Here is a 13,858-nt window from a genome sequence, read left to right as displayed (position 1 = left end):
TCTGTTGCACTAGCTGAGTAGAATGGCAGTATAGGATTAATACACAAGGTAGGCAAAAATGTCTTTTGAAGTACTGGAACAATTAGAAGCAAAAATTCAAACTGCAGTTGATACAATCGCACTTTTACAAATGGAAGTAGAAGAGCTAAAAGGACAAAAAGAGCAGTTGGCAAATGAAGCCTATGAATTGAAAGAAAGCCGTGAAGAGCTAGAACGCAGAACTGAGCAAATGCAGCAAGAACATGCGGCTTGGCAAGAGCGAATTCGTAACCTTCTTGGTAAGATGGAAGAAGTCGAGTAATTTATTCTTTTTGCTTGCTATTAATTAAAAAACGCCAGTAGATAAACTGGCGTTTTTTAGTGAGCTTTATAGCTCACTTAAATCTGTGGTCGCACACCTAATGTGTGGCATAACGCATAGGTCATTTCAGCACGATTCAAAGTATAGAAGTGAAAATCTTTCACGCCTTCTCTGCTGAGTACTCGAACCATATCGATGGCTTGACTCGCTCCAACAAGCTGTCTGGTGGTTGGGTCATCATCCAGTCCTTCAAATTGCTTCGCCATCCAGCCTGGTACTTTAACGTTATTCTGCGCGGCAAATTTTGACGCTTGTTTAAAGTTGGATACCGGCAATATCCCTGGAACAATTTCAACGTCAATCCCAGCGGCAACACAGCGATCGCGAAAGCGCAGGTAGCTCTCAACGTCGAAGAAAAACTGCGTTATCGCTCGGTTCGCGCCAGCTTCTACTTTGCGCTTTAGGTTGAGCAAATCAGCTTGGGCACTTTTTGCTTCTGGATGAACCTCGGGAAATGCTGCAACTGAGATATCAAAATCATGACGTGATTTTAGCAGCTCGACTAAATCTGAAGCGTACATTTCTGGCTTGCCACCACCCGGCGGGATATCGCCACGCAGAGCAACAATGCTTTTGATGCCATTTTTCCAATAGTCGTCAGCTATCTGGACAAGTTCGTCTTTCGTCGCGTCGATACAAGTAAGGTGAGGCGCAGCAATCAATCCCGTTTGATCTTTAATTTCTTTGATAATGGAGTGAGTGCGGTCGCGTTCACCAGAGTTAGCTCCGTAAGTAACCGAGACAAACTTTGGCTGGAGTGTTTTTAGTCGGTGGACAGAGTTCCAAAGCGTTTGCTCCATCTTCTCAGAGCTAGGCGGGAAAAATTCAAATGAGACATTAATATTGTCCGATAGCTCAGCAATGTTTTGATTTAAAGCGTCGATATGGCTAGCGTGTGTATATCCCATGTTCATCTCCCTGCGGCTCATTTCACCACGATTCTTTAGCTGTTTTTACGTTTGGACGTCTATATGTCCATAGAATGAATTGAATACGATTTACTGTCAATAGCCCCAACATGAATTTTACTCATGATCAAAGTGAGCGAGCTTCAACTTAAAGTTATATAACGATTGCTAAGTAATTCAAAGGCAAGGATGTAACAGAACAAAAAATGGCCAGAAAAATCTGACCATAATGAGATGTTTTAAATGAGGCTTGCAAGCCTGTTGAGATCGGATTGTATCGCACCCGCAGTGACATCGCGGCCAGCCCCAGGACCTTTAATGACCAGTGGATTATCTTTATACCACTTGCTTTCAATGGCAAAAATATTGTCACAAGGCAGTAGATTGGCTAGTGCATGTTCTTTGTAGAGGGCTTCTACACCAACAGACGCACTTCCATCTTTATCTAGCCGAGCTACGTAACGAAGCACCTTGCCTTCCTGCTGAGCTTTTTCTAATCGTTCTTGTAACCGTTCGCTGAGAATCTGCCCTTTGTCTAAGAACTCATCCAAAGATAAAGAGTTTAACTCATCTGGAACCAGTGACTCGACCTTAACTTGCTCTGGCTCTATTGATAAGCCAGCTTCTCGGGCCAGTATGACCAACTTACGCATTACGTCCGAACCATCGAGATCAGCGCGAGGGTCGGGCTCAGTTAAGCCTTGTTGCCATGCTAAATCAACTAACTCAGAGAAAGGCACCGAGCCATCGTATTGCTGGAATAACCAAGAAAGGGTGCCAGAGAAAATGCCAGACAACGCAATAATCTCATCGCCACTTTCTTTTAGATCTCTGACGGTATAGTTGATTGGTAGGCCAGCACCGACGGTCGCATTGTAAAGCCAGTGACGGTTTATTTTGGCGAAAGCGTTTTGTACTTGGTGGTAATAATGGCTTGATGCCGAGCCAGCCACTTTATTAGCAGAGATAAGGTGCATTCCTTGCTTGGCTATTTCGAGATATCGATTGGCGAGATCTTTACTGGCAGTCACATCAAGAACAACGGCATCGTCGTAGCCTTGGATGGAACCAAGTCGTTCAATCCACTCTTTTCCTTCATATTCGACGGCTTCATCATCAAATTTGTCTAATACGGTTTTGGTATCAATACCAGATTCATCAAACCAAAATGTCTGGCTACTGACGACAGCGACCAACTCAAAGTTCATTCCTTGTCTTTTCTCGAGCTCTTCTTTTTGAGAATCAAATAATGAAAGCCAACTCGCGCCAATATTTCCTTTGCCACATAAGGCAATTGCAACACGTTTTTGCGCTTGGAATAAACGACTGTGAATTGCTCTAATTAATGGGGGCGTATCCGTTTTTCTGAGTACTGCAACTAAACTCAATGCAGAAGGCGTTTCTGATACGAATTCAACAGGTGCATCCTTTAGTTGTTGATAAAAGGCGTAACAATGATTTGGGTTTTTGGTGACACCAGCTCCAACAGCTGCGACAAGAGAATAGCCTTCTCTTAGTTTTATTTCTCCCTCAATGGCTGCATCTTGCAGGTAGCGCAACGCTCCATTTGCAATTTCAGCGGTGTAGGCGAGCTTCAAATGATGTTGATCAGGTTGAGATTCAAAAGTTAACGGTTCAAGTTGTGCTTGCTTTAAACCTTCGAGTACTTTTTGCTCCTGACGTTCAAAGTCGTGTCCTGACGAGAAGGTAATATTGATCAGTAACACTTCATCTAGGGATGTAACGATTTTTGCACCGCGTCCAGATGCGAGTACCCGCTCAATATGAGTTGAACCTGACTCTGGTTCGTAGCTGCATCGTAGGTGCAAATCCATACTGCTTTGCGCGACAGGTTGCAAAGTGCGGCTGTGTAAAACAGGTGCGGCTAGTCGAGCTAGTTCGCTTGTTTCATCTAAACGTAGCAGCGGTAGTAGGCAAGTATCGGTGACGATTCTTGGATCCGCGCTGTATACACCTGCGACATCACTCCATATGGTGACTCGGTCTACTTCTGCCAACGCACCAATCACGGTGGCAGAATAATCTGAGCCATTTCGGCCAAGTAAAATGGTGTGCCCAGCATCATCTTGCGCCATAAACCCAGTGATAACGATTCGCTGGGTAGTATTTTGTGCCAGTATTTCTTTCAAAAGCGGGTAGGAGGTACCTCGATTGACTTCAGGCTGAGTGCCTGCCTCTGCACGCAAAAATGCACGCGAGTCTTGTGCCATCGCTTGTAAGTCGTTTTGACATAATAATGTAGCGAGCAGTCGAGAAGACCAGAGTTCACCGTGCCCGAGCACCGCTGCTTTTTTCGCGCCTGATAGGGGAATTTGCAGTTCTCCGAGCGTGCTGAACTCCTCATTTAGTTGAGCAAGTAGTTCTTCCTGAGCTTTGCCCTTAATTAGTTCGCTGACCAGTTGAATTTGGAATTGCTTAATCTCTTGGAGAGTCTCGTGAGCTACACGGCCATCTTTATCCAGAGCGGTCAAAAAGTCGATGAGCTTATTGGTGGTTTTCCCTGCCGCAGAAACAACAACTAAATCGTTGTCACTTGAGTATTGCGTGAGAATTTTAACCACTCGCTGATAGCACTCTGCGTTGGCTAGACTGCTACCACCAAATTTATGCAGTTGACGAGAATGTGTCATTGAAGGCTTCTCCTTTTACTTAGCCTCAGCTTGTTTAGTCAATTCGTTTGCTTTGTCGAATGCTTGATTTAGATCTTCTATCAAGTCTTGTGCATCTTCTAGGCCCACTGAAAGTCGAAGAAGTTGATGAGAAACGCCTGCTTCTTCCAATGCCTCTTCTCCCATTGCCCTATGGGTCATGGAAGCCGGGTGGCAGATCAAGCTTTCTACACCACCAAGAGATTCAGCCAGTGAGAATAATTGCAGTTCACTCACAAAATGTTTTAGCTGTTCATAACTTCCATTGAATTCGAAACTAAGCATAGATCCAAAACCTGACTGCTGCTTCTTGGCGATGTCGTGCCCTGGATGTTCTGGAAGACTAGGGTGATACAGCTTCCCCACTAAAGGTTGGGACTGAAGGTACTGTAAAATACTGTTTGAACTTTCTTCATGGACTCTCATACGAGCTTGAAGAGTACGGATACCACGCAGCGTCATGTAACTATCAAATGGGGTGCCCGTCGCGCCAATACAGTTACCCCACCAAGCTAACTCTTCAGCATGCTGCTCTGATTTGGTAATCACAACTCCACCAATGACGTCAGAGTGGCCATTGATAAACTTGGTTGTTGAGTGGATTACGAAGTCAGCGCCAAGGTCTAAAGGCTTTTGGAATACGGGTGTCAAAAAGGTATTGTCTACGGCGACAAGTGCATCAACTTGTTTTGCTTTTTCACAAAGCTCAGCAATATCAACGACGCGCACTAAGGGGTTAGAAGGTGTTTCAACGAGAATGAGCTTAGGCTTTTGCGCGAGTGCTGCATCCAGTGCTTTTTGATCAGATTGGTCGACAAATAGTACTTTAAAGTCGCCTTTTCGGGCGCGAGTATTAAATAGTCGGTAAGTGCCGCCATAACAGTCATGAGGTGCAACGATGAGATCATCAGGGGAAAGGAATGTCGATACCCATAAATTCAGAGCGGATGTACCGCAATTTGTGACCACAGCACCCTTACCGGACTCTAGCTCATATAGCGCTTTTTCTAGAAGGCCACGGTTGGGGTTGCCCGATCGAGTATAGTCATATTGAGGCACGTCACCGAAAGCGGGAAAACCATAGTTCGTGGAAAGGTAAATCGGTGGAACCACGGCGTGATGCTGCGAATCAGATTCGATACCAGTGCGTACGGCAATAGTGGCTGGCTTGCGGGCGCTCATAATCAGTTTCCTTCCTAAATGATGGTGTTTAGACAGATTTTGATCTGTGTTGCACACTTTACTTGTCAAAATATGAGACGTCAACACTTCTAGACGTCTATATGTCTTTGCTTATAGCCTTAAATGTAGCTAAAATCCACATTAAAAATGACGTTACAACGAACTTTGAAGGTGCGCAATGGCAGATTGGAATGGGGAATATATTAGCCCATACGCTGAACATGGAAAAAAAAGTGAGCAAGTGAAGAAAATAACGGTGTCTATTCCGTTGAAAGTGTTAAAGGTTTTGACTGATGAACGTACAAGACGCCAGATCAATAACCTTCGCCATGCGACTAACAGTGAACTTTTGTGCGAAGCTTTTCTACACGCGTATACTGGCCAGCCGCTGCCAACAGATGAAGATTTACGTAAAGATCGACCAGATGATATTCCTGCAGAAGCGAAAAAGCTGATGACAGAAATGGGCATCGAGTTTGAATCATACGACGAAGAGTAATTGAAACTCGCGCCCTTGAAATAAAGAAGCGCTGAAAAAGTCCAGCGTTTCTTCTGCTCGATTTAATTTCCTCACTGCATGTAGTTTGTTGGCATTTTAATTCTCGCGACGCCAGAGTCAACCGCTGCTTGGGCAACCGCTTTGGCGACTCTTGGCAAAAGTCGGTAGTCCATTGGTTTTGGAATGATGTAATCCTTACCGAATTTAAGTTTCTTCACGCCAGCGGCTTTGAGAATATCTTGTGGCACCTCTTCTTTTGCGAGTTCTCGAATGGCTTCTACTGCCGCCAGTTTCATCTCATCATTAATTTCACTGGCGCGAACATCAAGTGCACCACGGAAAATAAATGGAAAGCACAATACGTTATTGACTTGGTTAGGGTAATCGCTTCGTCCTGTTCCCATAATGAGGTCTTTTCTTACCTTGTGTGCTATTTCTGGTTTTATTTCAGGGTCTGGATTGGAGCAGGCAAATACCACAGGTTTCTTCGCCATGAGCTGAAGCGCTTCAGGAGAAAGTAAATTTGGTCCGGATACACCAAGGAATACATCAGCACCTTCAATGACATCTTCAATCGTGCGTTTATCAGTATTGTTGGCAAATAGTTGTTTGTACTCGTTGAGATTGTCGCGTCTTGTATGAATGACGCCTTTACGATCCAGCATGTATATTTTTTCACGCATTGCGCCGCATTTGATAAGCAGTTCCATACAGGCAATTGCAGCTGCGCCAGCGCCTAAACATACGATGGTGGTTTCTTGTAATTTCTTGCCTTGTAACTCAATGGCATTGAGCATACCCGCCGCAGTAACAATCGCAGTTCCGTGTTGGTCATCATGAAATACAGGGACATCACAACGCTCAATCAGATGTTTTTCTATTTCAAAGCAATCGGGCGCTTTTATGTCTTCAAGGTTGATGCCACCAAAAGTATCCGAGATGTTAGCAACGGTATCGACAAACTCCTCAATTGTTCTGTGTTTGACTTCGATATCAATAGAGTCGATACCTGCGAACCGTTTAAACAGTAAGGATTTTCCTTCCATAACAGGCTTAGAAGCCATTGGCCCTAAATTACCTAACCCCAAAATGGCTGTGCCGTTAGATATCACCGCGACCAAATTACCTTTCGCGGTATATTTATATACGTTGTCCGTGTTTTGCGCGATTTCTCGAACTGGTTCTGCGACACCGGGGCTGTATGCGAGCGATAAGTCTTCTACCGTTTCCGCAGGCTTGGTAAGAGAGACTTCTATTTTGCCGGGCACAGGCTGAGCATGATAGTCGAGGGCTTTCTGACGTTGTTGTTGTTCAGCTGTTGGCTCTTTTTCAGTTGAGTCAGTTTGATTTTCTTCAGGCATATTATTTACTTTTATTCGTCATGTTTTTCGCGGCGGCCATTCTAAAGAGCATGAATAAGAATGCATAGTAGAGAGTGTAATTCACATTCGGAATTTGGGTAGCAAGATGGAATTTAGTTTTTGACTCAGTGATCTAACTGGCATTTTTAGATCACTGAGGTTAGAGCGTGTTGGCTTTTACGATGGTTTTTGCAACAACAAATTGCTGCCCAAAGGGTTCGATTCCAAGCCTTTTACTCTTTGTTGCAGGCCAATTGCTTAGAATGACTAAGCTGCTTACCCTGCGCCGCGATTAAAAGGCTTGAAATTCGAACAAAATTCAATCTCAAAAGCTCACCATGCTCTAGTGTGAATAAAGAAGTGTTCGAGGTTAATGGCGCTCTCGAATGAGCAGGAAAACAAAATAAACTCCGCCAATAATGGAGACTAATACGCCTGCCGCGATTTGAGCTGGATGCACCACAAGCTGCCCAATCACATCGGCTGATAGTAGCAACAAGCCACCAAGTAACCCAGCAACCCATAGCTGAACTTTCACTTGTCTCGCCCCCATTATTACCGCGATGTGAGGCGCGATTAAGCCAACAAACGCCACTGGCCCCATCGTTGTTGTGACGAAAGCGCACAACAAAGCAACGATAATCAGCAAAACAATGTAAGCCCAAGACACATTCAAGCCTCGACCAAAAGCAAATTGCCTGCCTGTACCTATTAATGTCATCCATCGTGAGAGCAATAAGGCTACAATGACCAAACAGGTGACTAAGAGCGACAAAGTAACGGCTGTGTTTGGAGTCACTCGATACGTTGAACCTGCCAACCATTGCAGCAAGACAAACTTTTCTTGTCCCACACGAGTTAGAGAAAACTGTACTAAAGCTTCTATCATCGCGGTTAGTGCGATACCAGAGAGAATCAAAATCGAAGGGGCAAAATTATGCTTTCTGCCTAAGACGAGTAACACACCCAAAGCAACCAAGCTGCCTAGGAGAGCAACCCATGGGCCCAATGTGTGAATAGACGAACCAAAAATTAAGCTCGCCAACACAAGGGCGAGCACTGCCCCGGCGGATACCCCTAAAATATCAGGGCTGGCGAGTGGGTTGTATACCAGCCGTTGCAAAATTACCCCAGCCACCGCTAGACCTGCTCCCGCGCTTACGGCTGTTAGCATTCTAGGCCATTTAATTGACCAGCTGAAAGCGTTCGGTATTTGCCAAACGAAGCCTTTTATCTCCGGTTGTACAAAAGTGCAGATAGCAATGACAATCACAAATGCCGCGAGCAACGAAAATAGTGTGATTTTAGGTCGCAGTTTGTCTCGCCCTTTTGGAAAGGTCAGTGACATATTGTCTTGAGCAGACATCTTTTTGCGCGCGAGCATAATCAGTGCTGGTGCGCCAATCACCGCGGTTGCTGTCCCAGTCGGAATAATATCGAGTGACCAAAAACTTAAAAATACCGCTAGCGAATCAGTCAGCATAAGCAACGTTGCGCCAAGAATAAGGCTTGCGATAAGCTCACTTCGAGATTTGTTGAAGCCAATATGTCGAGCAATATTGGGAGCGATAAGCCCAACAAAACTGATCACGCCAACAGAGGTAATCGACACAGACACTAACCAAACGCCAATTAGGCTGAGCCCAAGAAAAGCGCCACCAACATTCAAGCCACGAGCTTGTGCGCCTGAGGAGCCGATGCTTATTAAAGTAAGTAGGCGCGGAGCGAAAATGGGTAGAATTATAATTAAGGAAAGTTTAGGCAGCAGCCACGTGACCCATTCCCAGCCGTTTTGGCTCAGATCTCCCGCTCCCCAAATGAATAGGTTTTGCGCGTATTCGTTGTGTAGCAAGATTATCGCAGTGGCGAATGCGCCAAGCAGTAAATTCACCGCCATCCCAGCAAGAACAATAGGTAGGCCACTTAAATTGCGAATCCCCACAATGGCAATCACCAAACCCATGGCAACAAGAGCACCTGTCATGGCGAACAGCGCAGGATAAAACCCGGCGAATTGCGGAGCCATCACACTTAAAATGACAAGGCCCAACCAAGCACCAGAAGAGGTACCGAGTGTCAGCGGTGACATCATTCTATTTTGTGTTAGCTGTTGGAATAGGCTCCCCACTAAACCTAATGCACCACCAACTGCCAAACCCATTACCCAGCGAGGTAGCGTAGCGTGTAGGAATGTCGTCCATTCAAAAGAGTTTGAAAAGTCTAGCTGGTGGTGAAGTACAGTTAACAGCAGTTGATAACTCGAGCCAAATTGATTTTGTGTGACGGCAATTTGCAAAATAGCAGCGGCGATTGCCACTGCCAGTAATAAAACCCAACGTGTCATCCGTTACCTGCTAATTTAAGTAAACTGTTAGCCAAAGCTTCAGCGTTATATTGGATTGAAATGGCGCCACCATAACTCCAAGTTGAGGCAACGCTAGCGACTTTGTTATCTCTCACAAATGGCATCGCGTTCCATATTACCGAACGGCTTAACTGGGATTGTTGGGAGAAAGGAAGGAAATAAAGTGCGACACCGTTGCCAATATTTTTCAAGTCGGTAAGACGTTTTTGAGTTACGCCCCATTGAGTACTTGGTTGTGGCATTGCATTCTGAAAGCCGAGTTCCTTCAACGCGTATTGAGGGATGGAGTTATTACCGTACAAATAAACCGAGGTTGTGCTGGCAAAGCGAAAAGCGGTGACTTTAGGTTTCCCATTTGGATAAGCAACATCGAGCTGCTCTTTAAGCTGCTGTATCTTTTGTTTCATTTGCGCCAATTTTTGTTGTGCGAGCTTTTCCTTGCCGAGCACATGGCCGATCCGCAAAAAGTTAATTATCGCTGCTTGAGCGTTATTATGGTCTTCGCTAAAGGTTTGGTAGTAAAGAACCGGTGCGATTTTTTCTAAACGTTTTTCAAGATCTTTTTGTGGGGAAGCAATAAGAATGACGTCGGGTTTTAATTCGGCCAAAAGCTCAAAATTCGGCTCGGCGCGAGTACCAATATCAACCACGCCGTTTGGTACGGCAGGTTTAACGACCCATTGTTGGTATCCTTTTACGTCGCTCATTGCAACAGGAGTGACGCCGAGCTCAATCATTTGCTCAGCCACTCCCCAGTTTAATACCGCAACACGCTGTGGAATTTTGTTTAGTGTTTTTGTGCCTTCACTATCCACCACTTGGTAGGAGGCTAGGGCTGAGAAAGAGAACAGAATCGCTAAGGTAGCGTAAAGAACCTTAGCCCATGAAAACGACCGTATAGTTAACATATAACCGCTACCTTACTGTCTCGCGTTGGATGATCGAGAAGTTGAATCTCAGTGTTGTAAAGCTCGCTTAATCGAGAGGAATCCATGAGCTCAGCGCTGCTACCGGAAAAGACAACTTGGCCGTGTTTCAAGGCGAGTATGTGCTCTGCGTAACGCAAGGTCAGATTGATATCGTGCAGAATCACGATAACGCCTTTACCTTGCTCTTGATTGAGTTGGCTGAGTAGCTGCATAAGATGATATTGGTGGTGAACATCTAAAGCAGATGTCGGCTCATCCAATATTAGTAGCGGTGATTGCTGGGCAAGTAACATTGCCACCCATGCTCGTTGTCTTTCTCCGCCCGAGAGTTTTTCTGCGCTATGCTCAGCGTATTGAGTTACCTGAGTGGCTTGCATCGCGAGATCAACGGCTTGATGATCGCTTTGCTTCATGCGACCAAATGTTCCCAGCCAAGGAAAGCGTCCGAGCTTAACGAGCTCACGAACGGATAGGCCCGCAGCCTGAGGCAAATGTTGCGGCAGGTAAGCGACTTGCTTAGCCAAGTTGCGGCTATTTAAGTCCGAAATGGGATGCCCATTTAGCTCAACAGACCCGGAATCTGGCTTGGTTTGCCCAGCCAGTAGATTAACCAAGGTAGATTTGCCAGAGCCGTTATGGCCTAAGATAACCGTTACTTTATCTGTTGGGATCTCAAGGGCGTTGATATTGAGAATATCCCTTTGTTCTCGTGTCACTAAAATGTTGTTTAACTGGTACATATTGGATTTCCATATGACGACAAAAGCAGCCCTTGTATTGGGCTGCTTGGTTAACTTGAGTTTGAGTCTAATTACATCTCATATTTGACATGCAGTTCCACAGAACGCTCCTCTCCATACCAACAGTTTGTGCTGTTGAAACAGGTGTAGTTCGCTTCATTAAACACGTTATTCACTAGGAAATTTGCGGTTGCGCCAGATAAGCTGCGGCTAAGCTCACTTAAGTCATAACCAATTGATAAATCGGTAATCGTATAGGCAGGAACCTTGCCTTCGGTGTTGGTTGAATCCATCTGCATTGTGCCAACATATCTCGCACCGCCACTGACACGAGTACCAGCTAACGCGCCGTTGTAGAAGTAGTAGTTTGCCCAAATTGATGCTGCATGAGTGGGCACGTAGATAGGCGTTGTGCCTTCAAGACTTGAGCTTGCGTCTTCTGTAATCTGCATATCTGTATAGGTATAGCTCGGAGAGATATCTAGGTTAGAGGTGACCAACCATTTACCCTGTAGTTCTATGCCTTGAGAGCGAACTTGACCAACTTGAAGTTGTGGACCGTATATATTATCTGGATCAGTGACCAGCGTATCGTTTTTCAATATATGGAACAAAGAAATAGAAGCACTTTTCGACATATCTGGTGCTTGATATTTCATACCCACTTCAACTTGTTCGCTCGTCTCTGGTTTGTAGGCATTTCCGCTACTATCAGAACCCGTTGTCGGCTCAAACCCAGTTGCATAGCTCACATAAGGCGCTATGCCATTATCAAAAGTGTAGAGGGCACCTACACGGTAGGAAAAGTTATTTTGATCAGTTGATGAAGTTGTCGTGCTAGTTATGGTTGTCGTTGTATCTGAGCTGTAAGAATCAAAACGGCCTCCGGCTAGCAAGACAAGGTTATCACGACGAATTTGATCTTGAAGGTAGAAACCCAATTGGCTTAAATCAACTTCTGTATATTGGTTATATGTGACAGAAAGTGAGTTAGGATTAGTAATAAGGCTATTGTTTGGACTGAATATATCAAAAGTACTCCAGCCAGAAATACCACTCGTATCATATTCTTTATAGCTGGAGCTGCCACTCATATTTTGATAGTCAACACCTAATAAAAGATTGTGCTGCCATTCGTTATGCTTGAGCAAGCCACTGAACTGATTGTCTATTGTGAATGCGTCTAGTTTTTCATCGGTGCTGTAGATGTTACGTTGAAGATAGCCGGTAGATTCATCAAAAGACGTACTATATGTATTCTTCTGATTTAAAGAACCATTGGTATAACGTGCATTTTGTAAAAACGACCATTGATCATTGAATTGGTGGTCGATTTTGTAGCCCGCCATTAAAAAGTCACGTTTGAAGCTATTCCAATTCACATCCCCAGCGAACGTTGAAGGTGAGGTCGAGCCGTTAGAGTTGCTGGTAATCATGCCAGATGCTGGGAGAGATGAATTGATCCCCATCTCTGGATCGTTTTGGTAATACAGATTGAAGTTAACCAGAGTCTTATCCGAAACTTGCCAGTTTAGCGATGGCGCTACGACATAGCGCTCATTAGTGGCAGTGTCGACTTGGCTATCTTGTTTTCTAGCTAAGCCAATAAAGCGGTAGGAAAGATTGCTATCACCAACTTGTCCCGTCGTGTCAATTGACGCTTTTGCCAGATTACGTGAACCTGTACCAGCATCCACTGTCGTAGCGTGTTCCATTTGTGGCGATTTGGCAATCATATTCACCATGCCACCGGGGTTCATTGCCCCGTAAAGCACCGATGTTGGGCCTTTAAATACCTCAATTTGCTGAACTGCAATAGGGTCGACTTGAGCTTGGAAATTCCAACCACTTAAATAAGGGAGTACGAGTCCATCGTAGTAGCTTTTGTTTACGCTGAAGCCACGGACACGATATGTGTCGTACATGGTGACAGCGGCACCTTTAGTTTCAGTAACCACACCCGGTGTATAACGCAAAGCTTGGTTGAGTGATTGAACTTCACGTTGCTGAAGTTGTTCGTTGTCAATAACCGTTAAACCTTGTGGTGTTTCTTCTGGATCCAACGTGGTTTTGGTGGCGGTGTTGCGGTAAGTTTGACTGTATACGGTAATAGTGTCGTCTTGTTTTGTTGTTTTATTATTAGATTGATCGACAGTATTGTTTTGGTCTTCAGCTAAAAGTGGGGCTGAAAAAAATGCCAAAAGCGATGACGCAATCACGGTGCGCTTTAGGCCTGCTGAAATATCCATGTTTTCCTCTACTACTGCTTTTCTTAATGATAATTAAAATCATTTGCATTCTATCTTAAAGGTGAAGGAAAACTTAACAATTTGGTGCAAACCGATTGATTTTTATAAATGTATTTATAACTAACGGAAATGTATAGAATTAAAGTTTAAATTGGGAAAGGTCTAGGCATAGCCTTTCGTTAGCTATGCCTAAGGGTGTTATCGAAGCTTGTGATGTTAAATCGAAGTGAGAAGCGTAGGGGGGGGCTGCTTCCGGTAGGCTCTTGGGCTTAAGCCATACGTTTGCTTAAACGAGCGGCTAAAGCTAATTTCCGAGCCAAAACCTAACGCCACTGCAATATCAATAACCCGATCTGAGCTGTTAGCAAGGCGGTTGGCCGCCTCACTGAGCTTAAGTTCGCGCACATAACTTGCGACGCTATGGCCGGTCTCTTTTTGAAAGACTCTTTGCAGCTGCCAGCGGGACCAGCAGCTATGTTTTGCAATGTCTTCCAGCATGAGTGGCCTGTTAAGATTTTGATGTATGTACAGCAAAACCTGTTGGGTACGATGGCAACAAACATCAGGAATACTTGGCTGAGAAAAAGCCTCCATC

General features: G+C 44.8%; 10 protein-coding genes and 1 pseudogene. 2 read left to right on the top strand and 9 right to left on the bottom strand.

All coding sequences use genetic code 11. The annotated features are described in order from the left end of the window. Nucleotides 1-58: 58 nt before the first annotated feature. The gene (gene zapB, locus ACM2FC_RS11215) at nt 59-301 is read left to right on the top strand and encodes a cell division protein ZapB (RefSeq protein ID WP_498480991.1); all 243 of its coding nucleotides are present in this window, start codon (nt 59-61) and stop codon (nt 299-301) included. Between the two features lie 77 nt (nt 302-378). Here zapB and metF read toward each other — a convergent pair whose 3' ends face one another. The 3 genes from metF to ACM2FC_RS11200 all read right to left on the bottom strand — a co-directional run bounded on the left by metF (nt 379) and on the right by ACM2FC_RS11200 (nt 5,120). Further along, nucleotides 379-1,269 (bottom strand): methylenetetrahydrofolate reductase, encoded by an 891-nt coding sequence (metF, locus tag ACM2FC_RS11210; protein ID WP_498480990.1) that lies wholly within the window; start codon nt 1,267-1,269, stop codon nt 379-381. A gap of 239 nt (nt 1,270-1,508) precedes the next feature. Then, a complete protein-coding gene (locus ACM2FC_RS11205) occupies nt 1,509-3,920 on the bottom strand; it encodes a bifunctional aspartate kinase/homoserine dehydrogenase II (RefSeq protein WP_498480989.1) in 2,412 nt (803 codons plus the stop codon). A gap of 15 nt (nt 3,921-3,935) precedes the next feature. Continuing rightward, nucleotides 3,936-5,120 carry an O-succinylhomoserine (thiol)-lyase gene (locus ACM2FC_RS11200; protein ID WP_498480988.1) on the bottom strand — a complete coding sequence of 395 codons (1,185 nt, stop codon included), beginning with the start codon at nt 5,118-5,120 and terminating at the stop codon, nt 3,936-3,938. A 178-nt stretch (nt 5,121-5,298) separates the two neighbouring features. On the opposite strand from ACM2FC_RS11200, the gene metJ reads away from it, so the two are divergent. Then, a complete protein-coding gene (metJ, locus tag ACM2FC_RS11195) occupies nt 5,299-5,619 on the top strand; it encodes a met regulon transcriptional regulator MetJ (RefSeq protein ID WP_498480987.1) in 321 nt (106 codons plus the stop codon). 71 nt (nt 5,620-5,690) lie between these two features. On the opposite strand, the gene ACM2FC_RS11190 is transcribed toward metJ, so the two are convergent. The 6 genes and pseudogenes from ACM2FC_RS11190 to ACM2FC_RS11165 all read right to left on the bottom strand — a co-directional run. Further along, nucleotides 5,691-6,980: a malic enzyme-like NAD(P)-binding protein gene (locus ACM2FC_RS11190; protein ID WP_498480986.1), complete on the bottom strand. Its 1,290-nt coding sequence runs from the start codon at nt 6,978-6,980 to the stop codon at nt 5,691-5,693. Between the two features lie 370 nt (nt 6,981-7,350). After that, on the bottom strand, nt 7,351-9,324 hold the full coding sequence (fhuB, locus tag ACM2FC_RS11185) for a Fe(3+)-hydroxamate ABC transporter permease FhuB (RefSeq protein WP_498480984.1): 1,974 nt from the start codon (nt 9,322-9,324) through the stop codon (nt 7,351-7,353). Beyond that, nucleotides 9,321-10,253: an iron-siderophore ABC transporter substrate-binding protein gene (locus tag ACM2FC_RS11180; protein WP_498480983.1), complete on the bottom strand. Its 933-nt coding sequence runs from the start codon at nt 10,251-10,253 to the stop codon at nt 9,321-9,323. The genes fhuB and ACM2FC_RS11180 overlap by 4 nt, the downstream gene beginning before the upstream one ends. Beyond that, entirely contained in the window at nt 10,247-11,014 is a 768-nt protein-coding gene (locus ACM2FC_RS11175; protein WP_498480982.1) for an ABC transporter ATP-binding protein, read from the bottom strand. The genes ACM2FC_RS11180 and ACM2FC_RS11175 overlap by 7 nt, the downstream gene beginning before the upstream one ends. 71 nt (nt 11,015-11,085) lie before the next feature. Next, nucleotides 11,086-13,263, bottom strand: coding sequence for a TonB-dependent siderophore receptor (locus ACM2FC_RS11170; RefSeq protein ID WP_498480981.1), 2,178 nt, complete (start codon nt 13,261-13,263; stop codon nt 11,086-11,088). A 249-nt stretch (nt 13,264-13,512) separates the two neighbouring features. Continuing rightward, nucleotides 13,513-13,857: pseudogene (locus ACM2FC_RS11165) on the bottom strand (helix-turn-helix domain-containing protein); the annotation flags it as partial. Between the last annotated feature and the right edge of the window lies 1 nt (nt 13,858).

This window comes from Vibrio sp. A37, from assembly GCF_059777565.1.
The sequence above is the reverse complement of the archived record's forward strand: the minus strand, read 5'-3'. Positions and strand labels throughout refer to the sequence as shown.